We start from the raw sequence: 21912 nt of genomic DNA, 5'->3' as shown, positions 1-21912 counted from the left end.
TTTACTCGATCACCACTTCAAAATATCCGTCTTTTTCCTCGGAAGTCGGGGTTTTCCCGTGGTCTTTCGCAAACTTCTCCACATTCATCTTCTGATGGGGCTCTGTCACCAGCACCTTCACCGGCTCTGTTGCTCCCTTGAGAGCTTCTGCCGTGAGCATCAAAGGCTCCGGACAGGAAAGACCTCTTGCATCTACTTCTTTCATCTCGATACTTCCTTTCTTAGCATACTATGATTTTTCCAGATTTGCAATCTTATTTCTCTTCTTTGCGATTGTTGGTGAACGCGATCACAAAGCATACGATGATGCAGATGATGCAGGCCACCTTGCCGTTCATGGGCACCGCCCCGGCAACCACTTCCTGAGTCTCAGCGTCCAGAGCGGTTCCGCTGGCAGCAAGACCAAAGTTGTGGCACAGAGCCGCGCCTACAAACATACCAAGCACTGTAACCGCGGAATCAGAAGATCCCTGACCTGCCAGGATCAGCTGACGCAGCGGGCAGCCGCCTGCCAGTACTGCGGCAAAGCCTACGGCATACATGCCAAGGATGTTCCACAGATGCTCAGAGTGAGCGATGATCCCCGGCGTGTCAAAGGCAAGGACAAAACGTCCGGTTGCCACGTTGAAGATCAGCATAACTACAAACAGGCTTCCGATCACGGTAAACAGATCGAAGTTCTTCATCAGGATGATGTCCCGGATGCTTCCTGCGAAGCACATTCTGGACTTCTGGGCAAAAGCGCCGAAGAGGAGGCCGCCCACCAGGGACATGATGATCGGTGCATGCATGCTTCCCGGGCCGCTCTGGCTTGCCTTCAGAAGAGAAGTGCAAAGAGCCAGTACCAGGATGCCCAGCATCAGTACCGGAAGCACCGCGCCGCTCTCTCTGTGGGTGGTGTGGGCACGTCCCAGGCTGAAGCCCTTCTTCAGGGCGAATACACCGGTTCCTACGCCAAGCACGAAACCGATCAGCGCTACCCAGGCGTTCAGATCGCCTGCGGACATACGGATGATCATACGGAGCGGACAGCCTAAGAATACCAGGGAGCCGATCATGATGATCATACCAAGCACAAAACGGATCATGGGGGATGATCCCGCGGTAGAACGATATTCCTTCGTCGCTACGGAGATAATGAACGCGCCCAGTACCAGGCCGATGATCTCCGGTCTTGCGTACTGTACCACTTCCGCCTGGTGCATGCCCAGGGCGCCTGCGGTATCACGGATAAAGCAGGCGATACAGAACGCCATGTTGGCCGGGTTGCCAAACCAGGCAAGGCAGGCTGCGATCAGACCGCAGACCACGCCGGCCAGAGCCAGTTTTTTCTTTGAATCAGATAAATTCATCTCTTGTTCCTCCTAACTCTCATTCCTGTCTTTTCTTCAGGATTTTTCTGGAACCGGCCTATTCCTCTGTGGCCAGTTCCCGGACCGCGTTTATCGCGATATCCACTTCTTCCTCCGTGTTGGAATGGGCAAAACTGAATCGGACTGCCCCCTGTTCCACCGTCCCGAGAGCTTCGTGCATGAGGGGGGCACAATGCCCTCCCGGTCTGGTAGAAATGCCATATTCAGTAAGAAGCGCATCACTCACTTCAGAAGAATCATAATCACCAATGTTCAGAGATACGATAGCGCAGCGTTCCCGGCTGTCAAAACCCCCGTACACGGTCACTCCCGGGATCTCTTTCACCCCTTCGTAGAACCGCCACATCAGTTCCTGTTCCCTGGCCCGGATAGTATCAAGGCCTGTATTTTCAATATACTCCACCCCTGCTCGCAATCCTGCGATGCCGTGTCCGTTCAGGGTTCCTGCCTCCAGCGCGGTAGGCATTTCCCTGGGATGGGTCTTACTGTATGTCTGGACGCCGCTGCCTCCGCTTTTCAGCGGACGGATGGCAAGTCCTTCCCGGACGTACATGCCGCCGGTCCCCTGGGGACCAAGAAGCCCTTTATGCCCGGTAAAGCACAGCACGTCCACCTGCATGTTCCGGACGTCGATGGGGAAGACGCCTGCCGTCTGGGAGGCATCCACCACAAACAATACATCGTGCCGGTGAGCCATCTCGCCCACCTTGCCGATGTCCACATAATTCCCGGTAAGGTTGGATCCGTTGGTGCACACGATCATCTTCGTCTCCGGACGGATCGCCGCCTCCATCTCTTCCAGGGAAAATCTTCCCCTTTTGTCTGCTTTTATAATGGTAAGGGCCACACCCTTTTTCTCCATCTCATACAAGGGGCGCAGCACCGAGTTGTGCTCCAGCATGGTAGTGATCACGTGATCCCCAGGCTCCAGAAGCCCCTTGATAGCAATGTTCAGGCTCTCTGTGGAGTTGCTGGTAAATACGATCTGACGGGGATCTTCTCCATTAAAGAAACGGCAGAGCTTCTCCCGGGCGTCATAGATGATCCTGGCAGCGCTAAGGGAGGCTTCATTGGCCCCCCGGCCTGCGTTCCCCAGAGAGGTCATAGCCTCCACCACCGCGTCGATCACTTCTTTTGGCTTATGCATGGTCGTTGCCGCGTTATCCAGATATATCATGACAGTTTCCTTTCCTTTCGACACAGAAAAACTTATTTTCCACCTCTTTAGTATAGGACTTTCCCGCTGGTTCGTCTAATTGAAATGATAAATAAAAGGCTGTATTTATAGATTTTTTCTATAAATACAGCCCACTTGAACCGTGCCCGGGTCCATCCTTGTTTTCAGTTAACGCTTTCCCGCAGATAAACCTCTTTGACCACCTTGATAAACCGCTCCGCCGACCGGGACAACTGGTAATTCTTGTTGTAAACCAGGTTGATATCCCGCCCTGCGTCTGCTCCCGGGATCGGGAAGGTGAGAAGCTCTCCGTCCGCCTCCTCGTCCACTGCCGCCAGCTCTGACAGGATGGTGATGCCCATTCCCTGGCGGACCGATTTCTTGATGGTCTCCTGATTGCCGATGCTGGCGATCACATCCAGCTTCTCCGCCGGGATCCCCGCCGCCTTCAGCTGCTCTTCCGCCTCCTTGCGGGTACCGGAACCTTCTTCACGCATAATAAGATGCTCTTCCAGGATCCAGTCGATCCCATCCGGGGACTCTTCCTTCAGCCGGCGGTACCGCTCCGTATTGGGGGTGATCACCGCAAGCTTGTCCTTGTAGAAGGGAAGGTATCTGCAGTGCTTCTTCTCCAGCACCGTTCCGGTAAATCCCACATCCACAATATGATCTACGATCTGGGACACTACCTTGCTGCTGTCCGACTCCATAATCTTGATCTGCTCGTCCGGGTATTTTTCATTGAACCGCTTCAGCACCCTGGGGAGCAGATACTGAGCCGGGATGGTAGACGCCGCGATGGTGATACAGTGCCTGCTGCCCTCCTCTTCCGTCTCAAAACGCTCCTCGATCTGCTTCTGCAGATCAATGATCTGCTTCGCGTACCGGTAGAGATCCTTCCCGTCCTCGGAAAGGCTTACCTCCTTGGTATTCCTGACAAACAGCCGCGCGTTCAGCTCCCGCTCCAGCGAAGCGATATGGGCGCTGATGGTAGGCTGGGTCAGGAACAGCTCTTTCGCCGCTTTGGAGAAGCTCTTCCCCTCCGCCACCTGCACGAATGCTTCCAACTGTTTCAGATTCATTAGTATGCCACCCTCTCACTTTCCGCACCGGTCTTCTTCGTCACTTTGATGCTGTCCATATACTCCAGGATGGGCTTGGCGCTCTTCCTGCTGGTCTGGAACATATCCCGCACCTGAGCGATGGTGATGACCGGATCATCAGCCAGATGGGCGCTGATAGCCTGCCTGGCCTCTTCCATGTAATCCTTCAGCGTGTACATGTCTTCCGTCACCTTGACCACGCTCCCCTCCACCAGGAGAATGTTCAGGATATCGTCCCCCGTCTCCCGCTCCACTTTGGGCAGGGAGATCTCCGAATACCGGACGAAATCAAACCGTGCTTTCTTAAATGTATCCAGAAGGACGGAGGAAACCTGATCGAACACACCATCCTTTCTGACCTGATAATCCGGTGTGCAAAGGAATTCTCCCTCTCGTTTCACACACCCTTCTTCTTCCAGAAATTCAATGATCCGGTCAAACAGATTGAGCCTGATCTTCTGGAAATAAATCCCCTGCACCTCCGCCTTCTTCATGCCGTAGCGATAGGGATACTTCCTCTCATAGGCCGTCAGCGCCGCCAGGATCTCCTCTGTGGCCGCCCGCCTGGAATCCGCGTGCCAGAACCAGGTATCCTTCTTCAGCTGGAATTCCTGGATCTGCCCCTGGCTCTTCAGCTCCGCCGCCGCCTCCTTGATCTCCTGCTCCGAAAGGGCCGTCATCTTGGCCAGTTCCGCCAGGGTGATCAGGGTCTTCCCGTGCTCCCGGATATGAAGTTCGATCACATCCGCCACCGATCCGGACTCCTTGCGCTTCAGCTCATCGATCACATCCTGATGGAACCGCTTCTTCACTCCCGGATTGGGCTCCAGGATCACGCCGCCCCCAATGGTCTCCATAGGGGAATAGAACCGGACCACGAACTTGTCTCCCCGGCGCACCGCGATCTCTTCCTCAAGCCGCAGCTGCACATAGCCGCTCTCCCCCGGCCCGATCTCCTCCTTGTCAAGGAGCACCGCCCGGCAGAGGATCTCGCTGGTCCCGGTGAAGAAATGAAGCCGGCTGTGATTGGTCAGCACCCGCATGGAAGAATCCAGTACGTTAAGCTTCACATCCAAAAGATCCGTATTCTTCATACTGTTCTTAGGCGCCAGCACACAGCCCCGGGCGATCTCTTTCTTCTTCACGTTGGAGAGATTGATGGCCACCCGCTGTCCCGCATAGCACACATCCCGGTCTGTCCCGTGCACCTGGATGCTGCGGATCTTGCACTCCTTGCCCACCGGGTACATTTCCAGGGTGTCCTCCTTATGGATGGTTCCGGACACCAGCGTCCCGGTGATGATGGTCCCAAACCCGGACAGGGTGAACACCCGGTCCACCGGCAGTCTGGGGATGGTGTGGATGTCTTTGGGCGTAAGATCGTCTTCCGTCATCTTCTCGATGATCTGGATCAGTTCCTCCAGCCCCTGGCCGGTGGCAGCGGATACCTTCGCTACCGGGGCGTGCTCCAGGAATGTGCCCGCAAGCTCTTCCCGGACCTCCTCTTCCACCAGTTCCAGCCACTCTTCGTCCACCAGGTCACATTTATTCAAAACAATGATACTTTTCTCAATGCCCAGAAGATGAAGAATATCCACGTGTTCCCGGGTCTGGGGCATGATCCCTTCATCCGCCGCGATCACCAGGAGCACCAGATCCATGCCCACCACGCCGGCCACCATATTGTTGATAAATTTCTCATGTCCCGGCACGTCAATGATCCCGGCACGATCTCCGCCCGGAAGGTCAAAATACGTAAATCCAAGATCAATGGTGATCCCTCTTCTCTGCTCTTCCTCCCAGCGGTCTGTATTTCTTCCGGTCAGCGCCTTGATCAGCGTGGTCTTGCCGTGATCGATATGGCCTGCTGTTCCGATGATGATATTCTTCATTTCCTCTTCGCTCCTACTCTGTCAGGATCTGGCAGTCTTCCTCCAGAATCCGGTATTTGGAAAGCTGCTCCACAATCCGTTTAAAATTCTCTCTTCCGATGGTCCTTACATCCAGAAGGATGGTGTCGTTGGCCGTCCTGGGGATAATGGGCACCGGGAGATGACGCATCCGCTCCTCCACCTGGGCCACGCTGACCTTCTCCGGCCGGATCCCTACCGCCACGCTGGCAAGCCGCTCCAGGGGCAGCGAACCGCCGCCGATCTGGGACTGGCAGGCAACCGTTTCAAACCTGGCCGGAAGAGAAGCTCTTCTCAGCATCTGGCACAGGCTTCTGGCCTCCCGCCGGATCTCTTCATGATCTTTGGTGATCATCTGAAGGACCGGGATATTCTGCACCGCTTTTTCCTCGGAAAGGTACTCCTGGAGCACCAGTTCCAGTGCTGCCGCCGTGAACTTATCGATCCGCAGGGCCCGGGTCAGCTGGTTTTTCTTCATCTGATCGATGTATTTCTTCTTTCCAATGATGATCCCTGCCTGAGGGCCTCCCAGCAGCTTGTCGCCGCTGAAGCAGACCACGTCCGCCCCTTTCTCGATGGACGCCTGCACCGTAGGCTCATAGGTGATCCCGTATTTACTAAGATCAATGAGCACTCCGCTTCCCAGGTCTTCCACTACCGGGATCTCACGCTCCCTGGCCAGAGGGATCAGCTCGTCGATCCCCACCGTCTCCGTGAATCCCACGATCCGGTAATTGCTGGTATGCACCTTCAGAAGGACTTTCGTCTCCTCTGTGATGGCGTCCACGTAATCCTGATAGTGAGTTTTGTTGGTAGTCCCCACCTCCACCAGGGTGGCGCCGCTTTGCTCCATCACGTCCGGGATCCGGAACTTTCCGCCGATCTCTACCAGCTCGCCCCGGGATACCACCGCCTCCCCGCCTTTGGCCAGAGAACTTAAGATCAGCATTACCGCCGCCGCGTTGTTGTTCACCGCCATGGCGGCCTCCGCCCCGGTCAGCCGGCACAGAAGCTTCTCGAAATGAGAATACCGCTCTCCCCGTCTTCCTTCTTCCAGGTTGTACTCCAGGTTGGAATAACCGCTGACCAGTTTGGCGGCCCGCTCCATATGCTCCCTGCAGATGGGCGCCCGGCCCAGGTTGGTGTGGAGCACCGTTCCGGTCCCGTTGATGACCATCCGCATATTGGGGGTGTGCATCGCCTCCACCGTGCGGGCGATCCGGTCCTTCAGCCCTTCAATCCGTTCCAGGGCTTTCTCTTCATCCTCGCACTGACCGATCCACCTGCGCAGGCCATCCATCTCTGTGTGGATCGCCTCCAGAACCGTGTCCCGGCTGTAGCGCCCGATCAGCTCCCGGATCTCTTCTTCTTCCAGCAGAAGATCTACCTTGGGGATCTTCCGGTACAGTTTGTTCTTATCCATGTCTTTCTTTCCTTTCCTGACTATCTCAGACGGATCAGCTTGTCGCTTTTCTCCGCCACTTCTCCGATCACGGAAACCCGCGTCTCCATCCCCGCCTCCGCGAAATCCTTCATCATCCGGGACGCCTCCCCCGGCGCCACGGCGATCAGAAGTCCGCCGGAAGTCTGGGGATCATAAAGGAGATCCAGATAATGCTCTTCCACAGAGCCAGTATCTACTTTATCAATGGAATATCCCCGGTTCTTGTAAGCTCCCGCGGGAACCAGCCCCATCTTAGCGCAGGCAATGGCGTCCTCCATATAGGCCACGTCCTTCACCCGGATGTCAAAAGTCACATCACTGGCAGATGCCATCTCCACACTGTGCCCCAGAAGGCCGAATCCGGTAACGTCCGTGCAGGCGGATACATCATATTTCTCCACCACCTGCTTGGCCTTCTTGTTCAGGGAGGCCATCACAAGCTCCGTCTCCCGGCGCGCGGACTCAGGCGCCATCTGGGCCTTCACCGCCGTGTTAATCACACCGCTTCCGATCTGCTTGGTCAGGATCAGGATATCTCCCGGTCTTGCCCCATAGTTCTTGAAGATCTTATCCGGATGCACGAACCCGGACACGCACAGGCCGTACTGGGGCTCGTCGTTCTGCACGGAATGGCCGCCAACCAGAACCGCTCCCGCCTCCTTGACCTTGTCCGCGCCGCCTGCCAGGATGTCTCCCAGGATCGCCGGGTCCAGACAGTTGGGGAATCCTACAATGTTGAGCGCCACCGCCGGCTCTCCGCCCATGGCCCACACATCGCTCAGGGAATTGGCCGCCGCGATCTGGCCGAACATATAGGGATCATCCACGATGGGCGTAAAGAAATCCACCGTCTGGATCATGGCGATCTCATCGGTGATCTTATAAATTGCCGCGTCGTCGGAGGTCTCGATCCCCACAAGCAGGTTGTCATCATGAAATTTAGGCAGCTTGCCCAGAACCTGGGCAAGGGTCTCAGGACCGATCTTCGCAGCTCACCCTGACGTCTTGGCAAGCTGTGTCAGTCTTACATCCGTCTTCATCTTCCTTCCTCCTCTTAAGAAAAAGCGGCCCTCTGCTGACACAGAGGCCCGCCTTTATAGTTGTATCCTATGGTCTTATGATCCTTCCGGCTCCCGCCATAGTTTCTACAATGCTGTACATATTGGTCACGCCGCCAACCGCAAGCTTGTCTTTCAGTCCATAGTAATCCAGGCAGGTCCCGCAGGTTAAGATCTCCACTCCCTGGGCTTCCAGAGACTTCAGATCCTCCAGGGAATCCGAGCCTTCCGTTGTCAGGGTCGCCCCTCCGTTGTAGAACAACATAGCCTTGGGGAGCTGCTCCAGCTGAGTCACGGCGAAAATAAAGGACTTGATCAGCACCTTGCCCAGTTCGTCGTTGCCTTCGCCCATCCGGTCGGAAGCCACCACCACGATGGTATTGCTCCTTGCGTCCGGAGTGCAGGCCGGATCCTCCTGGGAATCGTTCTTTGGCGCTCCCTGCATTTTAACAGTTACTTTAAAGCTTGCCTCCCCCAGTCTCTCAGAGGAAACTTCTCCGCCGGCTCCTTTGGCCATCTTGGTTACGTTCTGTACGGCGATCTCGTTGTCCACCAGGACCTCGATGGTCTCTGGTCCGGTAAGCGCGTCCATCGCTTTCTTGGTCTTGATGACCGGGATCGGACAATTGTCACCCATTGCATTGACTGTGATCATGATAATTCCACCTTTCTTTTGCTTGTCCCATCCGCCTTCCGCACTTATAGAAACATTCTATCACTAACTGCGGAAAAGGTAAATGGATTTTCAGATAATCGGTGATATTTTCCATCGGCAAAATAGGCAGGTTCCATCTCCCCTGTCCGGAACGCCTCCAGGAACTCTTCCATGGTGCGGACTTCCCGGGGAAACCAGGTGGCGTACACGCCCACCTTCTCCGGCACATGGCAGTCGCTGGCCCCCAGAGTAAAAAGCCCCAGTTCCCTGGCATATTCGGCCGCTTTTCTGCAGGCCTCAAAGGAAGTGCTCCCGTTTAAGACCTCAAGCCCGTCCAGGCCCCGCACCCGGCGAAGATTGTCTTCCAGCCCCCGGTTGTTATTCCGGAAGGGATGGGCGGCAAAGCAGACGCCGTTCTGGGCCTTCACCAGGTCGATGAACTCCTGGGCGCTCACCCGCTCCCTGGGATAATCCTCGATCCCAAAGGCCACAATGTCTCCCTGCAAAGAGAAAAATTCGATCCCCACAAAGATGGGAAAATCCACTTTCCGGGAATACTCCGCCGCATAGTCCCGCAGGCCCATGCTGTCATGATCGGTGATGCAGACTGCTCCCAGGCCCTTTTCCCTGGCAATGGACACGATCTGATCCAGCTTAAGGAAGCTGTCCATGGAATAAGTCATTTCATGCATATGCATATCGATGAACATGGCGGATCTCCTTTCTCTCCTTCATCTGCCTACACTTCGGTTATCCTCCTTTCATTATATAAATACTGCCCTTTTCCTTCAAATAGAGTTTTTTTATAAGTAAGACTATATATAGATAACTTCTATAAGCGTTCATCTATAGTCTTCCCTTTTCGCCGCCGGCATGCTATAATGCAGGAACAGGAAAAGACAAAAGAAAGAGGTCAGGATCAATGTGGATTGCGGACAACTGGAAAGACTATGAAGTGCTGGACTGCAGCAGAGGAGAGAAACTGGAGCGATGGGGAAAGTATCTCCTGGTCCGTCCCGATCCTCAGGTGATCTGGGACACCCCCAGGAAGGACCCCGGCTGGAAGCATATGGACGGCCACTACCACCGCAGTAAAAAAGGCGGCGGCGAGTGGGAATTCTTCCATCTGCCCCAGCAGTGGCAGATCCATTACCGGGAACTCACCTTTAATCTGAAGCCCTTCAGCTTCAAGCACACCGGGCTTTTCCCGGAGCAGGCGGTAAACTGGGACTGGTGTTCCGATAAGATCCGCAAGGCAGGCAGGCCAGTCAAAGTGCTGAACCTGTTCGCCTACACCGGCGGCGCCACCCTGGCAGCCGCGGCGGCAGGCGCCAGCGTCACCCATGTGGACGCCTCCAGGGGAATGGTGACCTGGGCAAAGGAGAACGCCGCTTCCTCCGGTCTCTCTGACCGGCCCATCCGCTGGCTGGTGGATGACTGTGTCAAATTCGTAGAGCGGGAGATCCGGCGGGGCAATCACTATGACGCCATCATCATGGACCCTCCCTCCTACGGGCGGGGACCCAAGGGCGAGATCTGGAAGATCGAGGACGCCATTCACCCTCTGGTGAAACTGTGCGTTCAGCTTCTGTCCGATCAACCCCTGTTTTTCCTGATCAACTCTTACACCACCGGCCTGGCTCCGGCGGTGCTGACCTACATGCTGGGAACGGAGCTTAAAAGCTTCCGGGGGCATGTGGATTCCCAGGAGATCGGCCTTCCTGTCCGAGACTCCGGCCTTATGCTTCCCTGCGGCGCTTCCGGCAGATGGGAAGCTGATTAACCACATTTCAACAAGGAGGTAACTGACAATGAAGAAATACGTATGCGAACCATGTGGATATGTTTATGATCCGGAAATCGGCGATCCGGATAACGGGATCGCTCCCGGAACCGCTTTCGAGGACATCCCGGAAGACTGGGTATGCCCCATCTGCGGCGTAGGAAAGGATATGTTCGCGCCAGAGGAATAAGATATGATGAATCAGAGGATTTTGGCAAATATCGCTGTTATTTTCTGATGCTTAAGAGAGACCCCCATAAATCGAGGAGGCAAAATGCCTTGGATTTTATTGGGCGGTCTCTCTCTTTTGTTTATCTGTTTCCAATCTGCACTTCTTGTCCATATTATTAATGTGCAATTTCTTCTGAATACAAATAAATTTCTTCTTTATCTGCCAATTTTCCCCGTATTAGATGCAAAAGTTCACTGATAATTTCAGATGCATTTCCACGTTTAACCGCATAATAAACCACTCTTGGCGGAGCATCAACATCCAAAGGCCGTATGATAACAGGAAGATTTAAGGCTAAATATCTCGCAATAGAAACAGGGACAATGGACCAAGAATCTAATTCAGATATGTATTTTTGCAATGTCGAAATCAAATCGCACTGAATAGGACATTTTTCATTAAATGTTGCGTAAAACCAAGATGAAAATTCAGATGAATAAGGCGAGTAAATTCCTTTATTAATATCCAAAGAATCAACACAAACTACGTTTTCATGAAGGAAATCCGTATTCATAGAAACAAACAGCATTTTTTCCTGATAAAGAGGAATGATATCTATTTCTTTTTTATATATATGCTCCCCAATAAAAGCGACATCAACTACATTCTTTGAAATAGCATTAATACATTCGTCATATGACATAACTTTTAATTTGAACAACCACTGCGGAGAAAGAGTATATAAATCTTTAACCACATCTTCTATAACAAAAAGATACGGGCCATCTGAGGAAGCAATATTTAATCTTTTCTTTTCAGAAGAATACCGAAGATTCCGGGCATCTGCGTTAAGCTGACTAATTTGAGAAATAATCGGCAATAATTCTGTCCCCTTTTTAGTAAGCTTTAGATACTTTTGTCCACGATTTCGCACAAATACTTTATATCCCAGATAATTTTCTATATCCTGTATTCGTTTACTCAGGCTGGACTGCCCCATATACAACGCTTTGGCAGCATGAGAAATGTTACGTTGTTCGGCAACAGATAATATGAGTGTTATGTCATCATGTGAAAGCATAAGAATCTCCTCTTTCAAATATTCCATCCAGGAATATTTTATAGCTTTTTTAATCATTTTACAAGGTTAATGTTTGTTGCTAAGATGAGTATAAACAAGGAATGCACCGGTGCTATAAAGACGAAATGGAGGAAATGAAAATGGCAGTTACAATTCATGAAGCAAAGCAAATGATACAGTCTGTTCCACGTGTAAATTTAGGGTTTTTCCCCACTCCACTGCATAAACTCCAAAAATTGTCAGAAATATTGGGCGTAAATTTATATCTAAAACGAGATGACCTTACAGGGAAAAATCAATTTGGAGGAAATAAGACTCGAAAACTGGAATTTCTGATGGGAAAAGCAATTCAGGATGGCTGCGAATATGTTTTAACTTACGGCGCTACACAATCGAATCATGCGATGCAGACAACCTGGACAGCATTAAGCAGTGGGTTGAAACCTATCTTATATCTGGTAGCAGTAGTAGAACCGGACGAAAACGATATAAAAGCGAATATGTTACTGGATAAAATTTACGGAGCAGAAATACATATTGTCAGTATGGAGGACAATGAAACTTTTATGGATGCAGAAAGACGTTCTTTCTTACTTGGTGAAGCACATGTAAAAAAATTAAATGAACAAAATCACAAATGCATGGAAATTCCGTTGGGAGGAGCAAGTAAAGAAGGGTGCGTCGCATATATTAACGGACTCGTAGAACTGTGTGAACAGGCAGAAAAAGAAAATATTAAATTTGATTATTTATATCATGCAACAGCTTCTGGCGGTACGATGGCTGGTTTAACCGCCGGCAAGATGCTTATCGGTTCCGATATAGAAATTCATTCCATAGCTGCATTGGATATGGGTGAAAACTATGCGGCACATTCCGAAAATCTGGCAAATGGTGCTTTAGAATATATCGGAGCAACGGCACTGGTTAAAAAGGAAGATTTTATCATCGATAAAGGATTTTATGGAGAAGCTTATGAAGTTCCTACCGCGGCAGGAACAGAAGCAATCCAATTTTTAGCAAGAAATGAAGGCCTTTTAGTCGACCCTGTTTATACCGGAAAAGCATTTTCAGGACTGTTAAGCGATATACGTACAGGAAAGATCAAACAAGGCAGCAATGTAGTATTCCTTCATACAGGAGGCGCAACAGGACTATTTGCTGAAAAAGAAATTCTGGGTAGAATTTATTGATGAAAGGGGTGTATCATGAAAAAAAGCAGAAAAACACTCCGCATTATAATAAACATGGGGGTATATTTTAGCGCAGTGGTAGGTGCGGGATTTGCATCCGGCCAGGAAATCATGCAATTTTTTACCAATTTTGGAGTAAGCAGCCTTTGGGCCGTAATCCCAGTCACAATTTTTTTTGGTGCGTTAGGATGGCTTTGCATTGAATTAGGCCACAGAATGCATACTGATTCCCATAGTCCCATTATTCAGGCAACCTGCGGGAAATGGCTCGGAAAGATTATTGATTGGGTAATCACATTTTTCATGTTTGGTTGTTTTGCACTTATGGTTTCTGGAGGAGGAACAACATTAGCAGATTATTTTGGAATGAATCCTATTGTCGGAAGGATATTAACCGCGGCAATTACTGTTCTGGTTGTAATACTTGGTTTTCAAATCATTTCCTTCTTTAATGGGATAATTGGTCCGGTTATTATTGTTAGTGTTCTTGTCGTTTCGCTCATCGCGATTTTTAGAAGTACAGATGGAATCGGAAATGTAGCCGGAATATTAGAAACGGCGGATGTGTATCGATCTGCTCCTAACATTATAATCTCTCTCTTTTTATATGTCGCGTTTTGCGTAACAGGAAATATGGCAACCTTGGCAGGAATAGGAAACAGAGAAGAAGATGCCAGTGTCCGAAAATATTCTGGTTGGGCTGGCGGCCTTGCTTTAGGACTGTGTATTTTATTTATCAACTATACACTTTTGAAAAATTACGAAAATATATATGAAAGTTCTATTCCCCTTGTGGAACTGGCTGTCCAAATATACCGGCCACTTGGAATCTTTTTTGCGGTGATTCTGCTTCTCGGTATATTATCCTCTGCGGTATCTTTCTTATTTGGAACCGTTACAAGGTTTACCGAATATGGAACAAGACACTCAAAAGTATTAGCATGTATCCTAGGAATTGTTGCCGTGTTGTCTGGTATGGTTCCCTTTGAAAGATTGGTCAACACATTATACCCCCTTTTAGGATACGTAGGACTTATTGTAATGTTGGGCTCTACTTATTATGTTATAAAAAACAGAAAGAGAACTATAGAGAAAAAGTAACATATAAGACATAAAACTCCTATACGTTTTAGAAAAGCGGAGACAAAGTTCCTGCATTTGAACTTTGTCTCCACTTTTCTTTTTTCATTTTGTCAGGAAACAACGTTAATAGTTCCTATGATTTCCCGCACTTCCCACAAATCTTTACACACTGCGTACGCCAGCTCCCGGATCTCCTCTGTGGGCTCTACAAGGTCCGGCACCATCACCGGGACCATCCCCGCACTGCTGGCGGAACGGATCCCCGCAGGAGAATCTTCCAGCGCCATGCACACTCCCGGCTCCAGACCAAGACTTTCGCAGGCCGCCAGGTAGATCTCCGGATCCGGCTTCCCCCGGGTCACCATGTCCCCGAAGACGCCGCCGTCAAAATACTCATAGAGCCCGGTCCCCTTCAGGTGTTCCACCGCGTAATTCCGGCTGGAGGAGGTGGCGATCCCGATCTTGTATCCCTGCTTTCTTCCGTAGGCAAGAAGCTCCCGGGCTCCCGGCTTCACCGGCATCCCTTCCCGCTCCATAATCCCGGCAAAGATCCGCTTGTTCTCCCGGTCGAAGGCTTCAAAGGGGAAGTCCTCCCCGAAAGCCCGGATAAAATATTCATTTCTCCCTCTCCGGTTCTTCCCCAGCGTATGACGGATATGCTCCCCCAGGCCCGGAAGCCCCAGGATCTCTCCCACTTCATTCCAGGTTCTCTTCACCAGCCGCTCAGAATCAAAGAGAAGGCCGTCCATATCAAATACAATTCCCCGGATCATCTTATCTCCTTACAGAACACGTAGCGGGGAAGCCCGCCGTACTTGCGCGCCTCATCAATGATCTCATACTCCAGCTTCAGAAAGTTATTCACACTGTAAGTATTGTCCGGATGGGCAGTTCCCATAAGATAACGGAAGGAAGTGCCTTTTAACAGTTCCTCTCCCTGGCGCATAAGACTCTTCTGGATCCCCTGCCCGCAATACTCTGGCCGCACCGCCGCCGTTTCCATGTGGGCCACCTGCTCCATCGCCTCTCTGGACAGCCCCAGGTGGAGCCCCAGATTATCCGGCTCCTCTCCCGGGAAGCGCACCATCAGGAACCCGGCGATCCCGTCTTTTGCTTCCGCCTTCAGGATAAATCCTTTCTCTTCCACATGCTGGCGCAGAAGTTCTGCGTCCTCTTCCACATCCTCCACATAGAACCAGGCCGGGTCTTTCACCATGCCGCAGGCGCCCTTGAGGATCTCCATGATCTCCGGGAGGTCTTCATAAGAGGCCCTGACAATCTTCCACGATTTCTCCATCCTTCTCTCCTTTGCATTGACTCTGATCTGTGATAAAATAACACCAGACTTTATCCATAAATACTTATGAAAAGCGAGGTATTTCTCATGAAACTGATGATCGCATCCGATATCCACGGCTCCGCCCTCTACTGCCGCCAGATGCTGGAGGCCTACCACCGGGAAGGCGCGGACCGTCTGCTCCTTCTTGGGGATCTTCTGTACCACGGTCCCCGCAATGACCTGCCGGAAGAATATGCCCCCAAAGAGGTGATCGCCCTTCTTGCTCCCCTGAAGCAGGAACTCCTCTGTGTCCGGGGAAACTGTGACTGTGAAGTAGACCAGATGGTCCTTCCATTTCCCATCCTGGCAGACTACTGCCTCCTGGAGGTAAACGGGCGTACCATCTTCGCCACCCACGGCCATGTCTTCCATCCCGGGAACCTTCCCCCTCTGAAAGAAGGGGATATCCTTCTGAACGGACACACCCACGTGCCCGCCAACCAGGATATGGGCTCCTTTCACTATATGAACCCGGGCTCCGTATCCCTTCCCAAGGAAGGCTCCGCCCGGGGGTATATGATCTGCGACCAGGAGGGCTTTCTGTGGAAAGATCTCTCCGGCCGGATCCTTACGATCTGAACCTTCTCACAGGACGGTGTAAGCTTTGCTTACGCCGTCTTTTTTCTGTGGAAAATCTTCTGGAACAGGCTGCGCAGGCCGCCCACCAGCATGGTGAGATAGCGCAGCACCGGCTCGGTGGCAATGGAAAATACCACAAACAACATAATACACTCGGTGGACATTCCTGTGATGGCAAAAAGATCCGGCAGGAAAATGCTGCAGCCGATCAGGCCCACAATGGAGATCACCCAGACTCCGCCCCGGATCACATTCATGGGCTGACAGATCTTAAACAGGATCAGGAAGCCTACAATAGCCAGCAGCATGGTGGCCGCCGTGGAAATATCCTCGGACGCCACGCCAAAAGTCCGGCCAAACACCACCAGCGCCCCTACCGCCAGCACGTCGGTCAGTCCGGCAGGCAGCGCCTTCAAAAACACGTTGGTCAGGAAATGTCCCTGGATCACCTCTTTGTTGGGCTGGAGCGCCAGGAAGAAGGCCGGCACGCCAATGGTGAACATACTGATCAGCGACACCTGGGAAGGCTCCAAAGGATAGGTGATCATAAACACCACTGAGAACAGGGACAGCAGGAAGGAGAAAATGTTCTTCACCAGGAACAGGCTGGCCGAACGCTGGATGTTGTTGACCACTCTTCTTCCTTCCAGTACCACCGAAGGCATGCAGGCAAAATTGGACTCCAGGAGCACCACCTGAGAGGCCTGTACCGCCGCATCGCTTCCGGAGGCCATGGCCACGCTGCAGTCCGCGTCCTTTAAGGCCAGCACATCGTTGACGCCGTCGCCGGTCATGGCCACCGTTCTCCCCTGTCCTTTCAGGGCCTGAACAAACTGGCGCTTCTGGGCTGGCGTCACCCGGCCAAATACGGTGTATCTTGCGACTGCGTTCCACACGTCTTCTTCCGTCCGCAGGGTGGTGGCGTCCACATACTCATCCGCATTGGCGATCCCTGCTTCCTTGGCCACCTCTGATACAGTCATGGGATTGTCTCCCGAGATCACCTTTACCTCCACTCCCTGCTCCGCGAAATAAGCAAAGGTCTCCGGCGCTTCTTTCCGCACCGGATTCGCCAGAAGGATGTAGGCAAGAGGCGTCACCTTCTCCGAGAGCTTCTGCCCCTCCGTGATCTCCCCGCAGGTACCGAATACCAGAACCCGGTACCCTCTCCTGGCATAGTTGAGGATCTGGGACTCATAGGACGGATAATCCTCCCGGAGCACAAACTCCGGCGCCCCCAGCACATAAGCCTGATCCTCAAAAGTCACGCCGCTGTATTTGGTCACTGAGGTAAAGGGGATCACCTTCTGCGGTGCCTTCCCCGTTCCCTCTTTGAAAAATTCTTTCATGGCTTCCATGGTGGCGTTGTCGCTGCTCATGGGCCGCACCAGGTCTCCCACCATCCGGGCCAGTTCCGGCATGGCCTCCCCGTCATAATGCTCCGTGGGCACCAGCTTCTTCACACTCATGGTGTTCTCCGTAATGGTCCCGGTCTTATCCACACACAGCACATTGACCCGGGCCAGAGTCTCGATGCTCTTCATGTCATGGAGCAGCACCTTCTTCTGGGCAAGCCGGATGGAACTTACCGCCAGGGCCACGCTGGCCAACAGGTAAAGCCCCTCCGGGATCATGCCGATCACCGCCGCGACCATGGAAGTGACACTGTCCCGGAAGGTCTCGTCGTTAAAGAAAAAGCTCTGGGCAAACAGGATGCTTCCGATGGGGATCAGCGCAATACCCACGAATTTCACCAGCTTGTCCAGGGAGCGGATCATCTCCGACTTCTCTCCCTTCTGGATGGCCTTAGCCTCCAGTGTCAGCTTGGAGATATAGGAATCCGCGCCCACCTGCTCCAGCCGGGCCCGGCATTCTCCGGCCACCACAAAGCTTCCCGACATCAGATGGTCGCCGGGCTTCTTCACGATCTCGTCGGATTCACCGGTGAGCAGAGACTCGTTGACCCGCACCTCGCCAAATACCACCTGGGCGTCCGCGCAGATCTGGTTACCTGCCTTGAAGATCACAATGTCATCCAGCACCAGATCTTCCGAGTCAACGGATGTGACCTGCCCTTCCCGCACCACCAGGGCATGAGGGGCATTCAGCATATTCAGCTTCTCCAGCACATGTTTCGCCCGGATCTCCTGGACGATACCAATAAGCGTATTGATGATGATCACCGGCATGAACGTCAGGTTCCGGAAGGAGCCCACCAGACACAGCAGCACTGCCAGCACGGTAAAGACCAGGTTGAAGTAGGTAAATACATTTTCATGGATGATCTCCTTCACCGTCTGGGCCGGCGGATCCACCGGGATATTGGACCACCCGGCCGCCATACGCTCCGCCGCCTGGGCCCTGGTCAGCCCCTCCCGATGATCCGGCTGGTACCGGGCCACCGGTCTTCTCTCGATCTCATAACTTTCTGGTTCCTGCTCCTTTGCTCTTCCAAAGCCTCGCCCCATGTCTGTTCCTCCTTCGGGGATGTTTTGTCTTCACATGCCAATCATTATACTCCCAAATCCTGACAGATTCTATAAATTCTTTCTTAAGCTTCTATTAGAAAAAATCAAAAAACCCGGATGGTCCCGTACTCTCCGTCATAGCCGGGGATCCGTTCCACCTCTCCGGCTCTCAGCCGGCGGATGCCCTCTGCGATCCGCTCTCCTGCGCACCGGCAGATCTCTTCCTCCGGAATCTCTCTTAAGATCTGGAATTCCGGTCCCAGCTCCGCCAGCATACGCGCGTATTCTCTCTGAACACCCTTGCTGGAAGGAGCATGGCCCACCGCCGCCCCAACCAGTTCCGGCAGGGGCATCAGGCTCTCAAAGGGTTTGGCGTTCTCCCGGACATACCCCTCCGGCCGGTCGGCCAGCTGGCGAATCCGGTGATCCACGCCGATGGTCAGCTTCTTGTGGCACACCGGGCAGATCCCCTGGTACGCCTCCGCCTCCAAAGGACTTAAGCATATCCCGCATTTCCGATGGCCGTCGAAATGATATTTCCCCTCCTCCGGGTAGAACTCAATGGTCCCGGAAAGCCCTTCTCCTGTCTCCACGGCCCGCTTCAGGCCCCCGTAGGAGAATTCCCCCTCCAGAAGGTTGGCCTCCCTCCCCAGCTTCGCCGGGGAATGGGCGTCGGAATTGGAGATCAGCTGATACTTGTCCAAAGCAGAGACCCTCCAGTTCATAGGCGGATCCGAGGAAAGACCGGTCTCCACCGCATGAATATGATCCGCCAGATCCTCAAAGCACTCCTCCACGCTGTCAAAACCGGAGAACGCCCCGAACATAGAGAAATGAGGCGTCCAGATATGAGCCGGCACATAGACAGCCTCCGGGCACAGTTCCAGCAGGATCTCCAGCAGGTCGCGGCAATCAAGCCCCAGGATGGGCCTCCCGTCAGAATGGATGTTGCCAATGGTATCAAGCTTCCGGGAGACAGTCCTGGCCGCCTCCAGCCCGGGAAGCAGGATCAGGCTGTGGACCTTGCGCGTCTTCTCCTTCTTCTTATAAATAGAACTGATCTCCCCGGTGACTACAAACCGGGGCTCCTGCCCGCCGGCCACACTACTATCCCGGATCCGGTATTCCTCCTTCAGACGGTAGAACCCGTCCCCGGTGGGCTCCAGTTTTTCTTCCAGTTCCTCTCTCCAGGCCGGATGGGTGAAATCTCCGGTCCCGATAAGGCCGATCCCCTTCCTCCTTGCCCAGAGGTCCAGATACTCCGGGGTACAGTCCCTGCTGGTAGCCCTGGAATACCGGGAATGAATATGCAGATCCGCAATATACAAGCTGCTCCCTCCTATTTCTTATCCTCGTTCTGCCGCCCCCGGCCAAAAGGCCGGCGAAGGATGGCGCCTTCCGGGCAGGCGGCCACGCAATCCCCGCACCGGATACACTCTCTGCTGTTGGGCTGCTGCCAGGTCTTGATATCCATCTTACAGGCAGATGCACACCTGCCGCATTTGGTACACTTGTCCTCCCGGATCTCATAACGGTACAGCGCCACCGGGTTGAACAGGCTGTAGACTGCTCCCAGAGGGCAGATATACTTGCAGAAAGGGCGGTACACCCAGAGGGCAAGCAGGATCACCAGGACCAGAAGTCCCACTTTCCAGGCGAACAGGGCCCCTGCGGCAGCCCGCAGATACTCGTTGGAAGCAAGAAGAGGAAGCCCTGCCATCAGTGTCCCGGAGGGACAGATGTATTTACAGAACCAGGGGCTCCCCTGTCCCACAAGATCCACCACCACCGAAGGCAGAAGGATCACAAAAAGCACCAGGATCCCGTATTTCAGCCACACCAGCCCCTTATGCCCCGGAAGGTTCTTCCGCTTCCGGAAGAAGGGAATCCGGTACAGAAGATCCTGGATCAGTCCAAAGGGGCAGAGCCATCCGCAGACAAACCGCCCAAACACCGATCCCACCAGAAGAAGAAATCCTGTCACATAGAAAGAAACCTTATAATCCCGGCTTCCCAGCACCGCCTGCAGCGCACCGATGGGGCAGGACCCAAGGGCCCCCGGACAGGAATAACAGTTAAGTCCCGGCACGCAGGCGGCCTTCCCCGGTCCCCGGTAGATCCTTCCGGTCAGAAATCCCAGCCAGTATCCATTTGTCAGAGCCGTAAATCCTATCTGGACCCACTGCCGCAGTCCTTTTTTCCTCTTATCCAATTCCAATACACTCCAGACAGATATTGATCCCCTTGATCAGCACTTCCTGCGTCTCCCCGCGGAAAATCCCGATCCCTATACAGAAAATGCCTGCTGCCAGGAGTATTCCCCGCAGCAGGCGGATATTCTTCTCTTTCATGCTCCCACCTCTCCCAGGATCTCTTCCAGGATCCCGGACCAGTCTTCCTTGCTCCTGGCCCCGGCATAGGCGCTTCCTGTCATATTCCCCTCCTGATCCAGGAAAACGGTGGTAGGCACCGCGCTGATCCGGCTTAAAAGATTCATCTGCAGTTCCGCGGATGGCAGGATATGCATATAATCCGCGCCGGTCTCTTCCACGATCTCCATTGCCGTGGCGTCTTCCGGTTCACTGACGTCGCTTAGAAGGCCTACGATCTGTACGCCCCGGTCTTCATATTCCCGGGCAAGCTCCGCCAGCTCCGGCATCTCCTGGATACAGGGAGTGCAGTAAGTAGCCCAGATATTCACCATGGTAAGCTTCGCCTCTCCAAAGATCTCCTGAGTCACCGGCTCCCCGGTAAGGGTGACGGTCTCAAACTCTCCGAAGATCTTCTCCTGGCTGCTGCCTTCACTTTCGCTTTCTGATCCCTGACTGCTTCCTTCGCCGATGGCGCCTGCCGTCTCATCCTGCCCGGTCCCGCAGGCGCCGGCAAAAAGAAGCAGCACACATGCCAGGGCAAGGCCCAGACTCCATTTCTTCATGCCCGATCCTCCATCTGTCCTATTTCTCTACCCCTGCCTTCTTACAGATATCCGCAAGACAGCATTGATCACAATGGGGTTTGGTCCTGGCCGTACACACATCCCGGCCATGGTATACCAGCCGGTGGCAGAGATCGCTTCCCTCCTCCGGGGGAATGATCTTCCACAGAGCCATCTCCACCTTCCTGGGATCCTTGATCCCGTCCACCAGGCCGATGCGGTTGCTCAGGCGGATACAGTGGGTGTCTGTCACAATGGCCGGCTTCCCGAACACATCTCCCATGATCAGGTTGGCGCTCTTTCTGCCTACTCCCGGCAGTTCCAGAAGGGCGTCAAAATCATCGGGCACCTTCCCGCCATATTCATCCCGCAGGATCCGCATACAGGCGCTGATATCTCTTGCTTTGCTTTTACCCAGGCCGCAGGGCCTTACGATCTCCTCGATCTCCTCCGGCTTGGCCGCCGCCAGGGCGTCCACATCCGGATACTTCTTATAGAGATCCTCCACTACTACATTGACCCTGGCGTCGGTGCACTGAGCCGCCAGCCGCACGCTGAC

Annotated in this window: 22 protein-coding genes and 1 pseudogene; 5 read left to right on the top strand and 18 right to left on the bottom strand. The window is 53.2% G+C overall.

Annotated features, from left to right (window positions below; translation table 11 throughout):
• Position 1: 1 nt before the first annotated feature.
• From ACML7B_RS01430 to ACML7B_RS01390, 9 genes are all read right to left on the bottom strand, one after another.
• Positions 2-205: a sulfurtransferase TusA family protein gene (locus ACML7B_RS01430; protein WP_106789775.1), complete on the bottom strand. Its 204-nt coding sequence runs from the start codon at positions 203-205 to the stop codon at positions 2-4.
• A 49-nt stretch (positions 206-254) separates the two neighbouring features.
• Complete coding sequence (gene yedE, locus ACML7B_RS01425) at positions 255-1352, bottom strand: YedE family putative selenium transporter (protein WP_346707115.1); 1098 nt, start codon at positions 1350-1352, stop codon at positions 255-257.
• A 58-nt stretch (positions 1353-1410) separates the two neighbouring features.
• Positions 1411-2550 (bottom strand): aminotransferase class V-fold PLP-dependent enzyme, encoded by a 1140-nt coding sequence (locus tag ACML7B_RS01420; RefSeq protein WP_418539029.1) that lies wholly within the window; start codon positions 2548-2550, stop codon positions 1411-1413.
• A 164-nt stretch (positions 2551-2714) separates the two neighbouring features.
• Complete coding sequence (locus ACML7B_RS01415) at positions 2715-3632, bottom strand: selenium metabolism-associated LysR family transcriptional regulator (protein WP_418539028.1); 918 nt, start codon at positions 3630-3632, stop codon at positions 2715-2717.
• Complete coding sequence (gene selB / locus ACML7B_RS01410; protein ID WP_418539027.1) at positions 3632-5545, bottom strand: selenocysteine-specific translation elongation factor; 1914 nt, start codon at positions 5543-5545, stop codon at positions 3632-3634. The genes ACML7B_RS01415 and selB overlap by 1 nt, the downstream gene beginning before the upstream one ends.
• A 13-nt stretch (positions 5546-5558) precedes the next feature.
• Positions 5559-6986, bottom strand: coding sequence for an L-seryl-tRNA(Sec) selenium transferase (gene selA / locus ACML7B_RS01405; protein ID WP_418539026.1), 1428 nt, complete (start codon positions 6984-6986; stop codon positions 5559-5561).
• Between the two features lie 20 nt (positions 6987-7006).
• Positions 7007-8047 carry a selenide, water dikinase SelD gene (gene selD / locus ACML7B_RS01400; protein WP_346707120.1) on the bottom strand — a complete coding sequence of 347 codons (1041 nt, stop codon included), beginning with the start codon at positions 8045-8047 and terminating at the stop codon, positions 7007-7009.
• Between the two features lie 67 nt (positions 8048-8114).
• Positions 8115-8720 carry a sulfurtransferase-like selenium metabolism protein YedF gene (gene yedF, locus ACML7B_RS01395; RefSeq protein WP_418539025.1) on the bottom strand — a complete coding sequence of 202 codons (606 nt, stop codon included), beginning with the start codon at positions 8718-8720 and terminating at the stop codon, positions 8115-8117.
• A 44-nt stretch (positions 8721-8764) separates the two neighbouring features.
• A complete protein-coding gene (locus ACML7B_RS01390; protein WP_418539024.1) occupies positions 8765-9430 on the bottom strand; it encodes a PHP domain-containing protein in 666 nt (221 codons plus the stop codon).
• 212 nt (positions 9431-9642) lie between these two features.
• On the opposite strand from ACML7B_RS01390, the gene ACML7B_RS01385 reads away from it, so the two are divergent.
• Together ACML7B_RS01385 and rd are read left to right on the top strand one after the other, a co-directional pair.
• A complete protein-coding gene (locus tag ACML7B_RS01385) occupies positions 9643-10503 on the top strand; it encodes a class I SAM-dependent methyltransferase (protein ID WP_418539023.1) in 861 nt (286 codons plus the stop codon).
• Between the two features lie 28 nt (positions 10504-10531).
• On the top strand, positions 10532-10693 hold the full coding sequence (gene rd, locus ACML7B_RS01380) for a rubredoxin (protein WP_106789765.1): 162 nt from the start codon (positions 10532-10534) through the stop codon (positions 10691-10693).
• Positions 10694-10850: 157 nt separating this feature from the next.
• Here the strand turns inward: rd and ACML7B_RS01375 are convergent, their stop codons facing one another.
• On the bottom strand, positions 10851-11756 hold the full coding sequence (locus tag ACML7B_RS01375) for a LysR family transcriptional regulator (protein WP_418539022.1): 906 nt from the start codon (positions 11754-11756) through the stop codon (positions 10851-10853).
• A gap of 140 nt (positions 11757-11896) precedes the next feature.
• Between ACML7B_RS01375 and ACML7B_RS01370 the strand changes: the two genes are divergently transcribed.
• Together ACML7B_RS01370 and ACML7B_RS01365 are read left to right on the top strand one after the other, a co-directional pair.
• Positions 11897-12949: a 1-aminocyclopropane-1-carboxylate deaminase/D-cysteine desulfhydrase gene (locus ACML7B_RS01370; protein WP_418539021.1), complete on the top strand. Its 1053-nt coding sequence runs from the start codon at positions 11897-11899 to the stop codon at positions 12947-12949.
• A gap of 15 nt (positions 12950-12964) precedes the next feature.
• On the top strand, positions 12965-14050 hold the full coding sequence (locus tag ACML7B_RS01365; RefSeq protein ID WP_418539020.1) for a hypothetical protein: 1086 nt from the start codon (positions 12965-12967) through the stop codon (positions 14048-14050).
• Between the two features lie 92 nt (positions 14051-14142).
• On the opposite strand, the gene ACML7B_RS01360 is transcribed toward ACML7B_RS01365, so the two are convergent.
• Both ACML7B_RS01360 and ACML7B_RS01355 read right to left on the bottom strand, forming a co-directional pair.
• Positions 14143-14805, bottom strand: coding sequence for an HAD family hydrolase (locus ACML7B_RS01360; protein ID WP_418539018.1), 663 nt, complete (start codon positions 14803-14805; stop codon positions 14143-14145).
• A complete protein-coding gene (locus ACML7B_RS01355) occupies positions 14802-15329 on the bottom strand; it encodes an N-acetyltransferase family protein (protein WP_418539017.1) in 528 nt (175 codons plus the stop codon). The genes ACML7B_RS01360 and ACML7B_RS01355 overlap by 4 nt, the downstream gene beginning before the upstream one ends.
• 87 nt (positions 15330-15416) lie before the next feature.
• On the opposite strand from ACML7B_RS01355, the gene yfcE reads away from it, so the two are divergent.
• Positions 15417-15950: a phosphodiesterase gene (gene yfcE, locus ACML7B_RS01350; RefSeq protein ID WP_418539016.1), complete on the top strand. Its 534-nt coding sequence runs from the start codon at positions 15417-15419 to the stop codon at positions 15948-15950.
• A gap of 29 nt (positions 15951-15979) precedes the next feature.
• Here the strand turns inward: yfcE and ACML7B_RS01345 are convergent, their stop codons facing one another.
• The 6 genes and pseudogenes from ACML7B_RS01345 to ACML7B_RS01320 form a co-directional block, all read right to left on the bottom strand.
• Complete coding sequence (locus tag ACML7B_RS01345; protein ID WP_418539015.1) at positions 15980-18418, bottom strand: HAD-IC family P-type ATPase; 2439 nt, start codon at positions 18416-18418, stop codon at positions 15980-15982.
• Between the two features lie 110 nt (positions 18419-18528).
• A pseudogene (locus tag ACML7B_RS01340) lies at positions 18529-19746 on the bottom strand (endonuclease Q family protein); the annotation flags it as partial.
• 11 nt (positions 19747-19757) lie between these two features.
• Positions 19758-20630, bottom strand: coding sequence for a 4Fe-4S binding protein (locus ACML7B_RS01335; protein WP_418539014.1), 873 nt, complete (start codon positions 20628-20630; stop codon positions 19758-19760).
• The gene (locus tag ACML7B_RS01330) at positions 20623-20769 is read right to left on the bottom strand and encodes a CD1871A family CXXC motif-containing protein (protein WP_418539013.1); all 147 of its coding nucleotides are present in this window, start codon (positions 20767-20769) and stop codon (positions 20623-20625) included. The genes ACML7B_RS01335 and ACML7B_RS01330 overlap by 8 nt, the downstream gene beginning before the upstream one ends.
• Positions 20766-21353 carry a TlpA disulfide reductase family protein gene (locus tag ACML7B_RS01325; protein WP_418539012.1) on the bottom strand — a complete coding sequence of 196 codons (588 nt, stop codon included), beginning with the start codon at positions 21351-21353 and terminating at the stop codon, positions 20766-20768. The genes ACML7B_RS01330 and ACML7B_RS01325 overlap by 4 nt, the downstream gene beginning before the upstream one ends.
• 19 nt (positions 21354-21372) lie before the next feature.
• Positions 21373-21912: endonuclease III domain-containing protein (locus ACML7B_RS01320; RefSeq protein ID WP_418539011.1), on the bottom strand; the 540-nt coding region annotated here is incomplete at its 5' end.

The sequence above is a fragment of the Massilistercora timonensis genome (assembly GCF_048354975.1).
Classification (GTDB): domain Bacteria; phylum Bacillota; class Clostridia; order Lachnospirales; family Lachnospiraceae; genus Massilistercora; species Massilistercora timonensis.
This window is presented reverse-complemented; position numbering and strand designations above follow the sequence as displayed.

Bases quoted from the DNA above. Each gene is read 5' to 3' on its own strand.
- ACML7B_RS01430 (WP_106789775.1), bottom strand. From the start codon at position 205: ATGAAAGAAGTAGATGCAAGAGGTCTTTCCTGTCCGGAGCCTTTGATG.
- yedE (WP_346707115.1), bottom strand. From the start codon at position 1,352: ATGAATTTATCTGATTCAAAGAAAAAACTGGCTCTGGCCGGCGTGGTC.
- ACML7B_RS01420 (WP_418539029.1), bottom strand. From the start codon at position 2,550: ATGATATATCTGGATAACGCGGCAACGACCATGCATAAGCCAAAAGAA.
- ACML7B_RS01415 (WP_418539028.1), bottom strand. From the start codon at position 3,632: ATGAATCTGAAACAGTTGGAAGCATTCGTGCAGGTGGCGGAGGGGAAG.
- selB (WP_418539027.1), bottom strand. From the start codon at position 5,545: ATGAAGAATATCATCATCGGAACAGCAGGCCATATCGATCACGGCAAG.
- selA (WP_418539026.1), bottom strand. From the start codon at position 6,986: ATGGATAAGAACAAACTGTACCGGAAGATCCCCAAGGTAGATCTTCTG.
- yedF (WP_418539025.1), bottom strand. From the start codon at position 8,720: ATGATCACAGTCAATGCAATGGGTGACAATTGTCCGATCCCGGTCATC.
- ACML7B_RS01390 (WP_418539024.1), bottom strand. From the start codon at position 9,430: ATGTTCATCGATATGCATATGCATGAAATGACTTATTCCATGGACAGC.
- ACML7B_RS01385 (WP_418539023.1), top strand. From the start codon at position 9,643: ATGTGGATTGCGGACAACTGGAAAGACTATGAAGTGCTGGACTGCAGC.
- rd (WP_106789765.1), top strand. From the start codon at position 10,532: ATGAAGAAATACGTATGCGAACCATGTGGATATGTTTATGATCCGGAA.
- ACML7B_RS01375 (WP_418539022.1), bottom strand. From the start codon at position 11,756: ATGCTTTCACATGATGACATAACACTCATATTATCTGTTGCCGAACAA.
- ACML7B_RS01370 (WP_418539021.1), top strand. From the start codon at position 11,897: ATGGCAGTTACAATTCATGAAGCAAAGCAAATGATACAGTCTGTTCCA.
- ACML7B_RS01365 (WP_418539020.1), top strand. From the start codon at position 12,965: ATGAAAAAAAGCAGAAAAACACTCCGCATTATAATAAACATGGGGGTA.
- ACML7B_RS01360 (WP_418539018.1), bottom strand. From the start codon at position 14,805: ATGATCCGGGGAATTGTATTTGATATGGACGGCCTTCTCTTTGATTCT.
- ACML7B_RS01355 (WP_418539017.1), bottom strand. From the start codon at position 15,329: ATGGAGAAATCGTGGAAGATTGTCAGGGCCTCTTATGAAGACCTCCCG.
- yfcE (WP_418539016.1), top strand. From the start codon at position 15,417: ATGAAACTGATGATCGCATCCGATATCCACGGCTCCGCCCTCTACTGC.
- ACML7B_RS01345 (WP_418539015.1), bottom strand. From the start codon at position 18,418: ATGGGGCGAGGCTTTGGAAGAGCAAAGGAGCAGGAACCAGAAAGTTAT.
- ACML7B_RS01330 (WP_418539013.1), bottom strand. From the start codon at position 20,769: ATGAAAGAGAAGAATATCCGCCTGCTGCGGGGAATACTCCTGGCAGCA.
- ACML7B_RS01325 (WP_418539012.1), bottom strand. From the start codon at position 21,353: ATGAAGAAATGGAGTCTGGGCCTTGCCCTGGCATGTGTGCTGCTTCTT.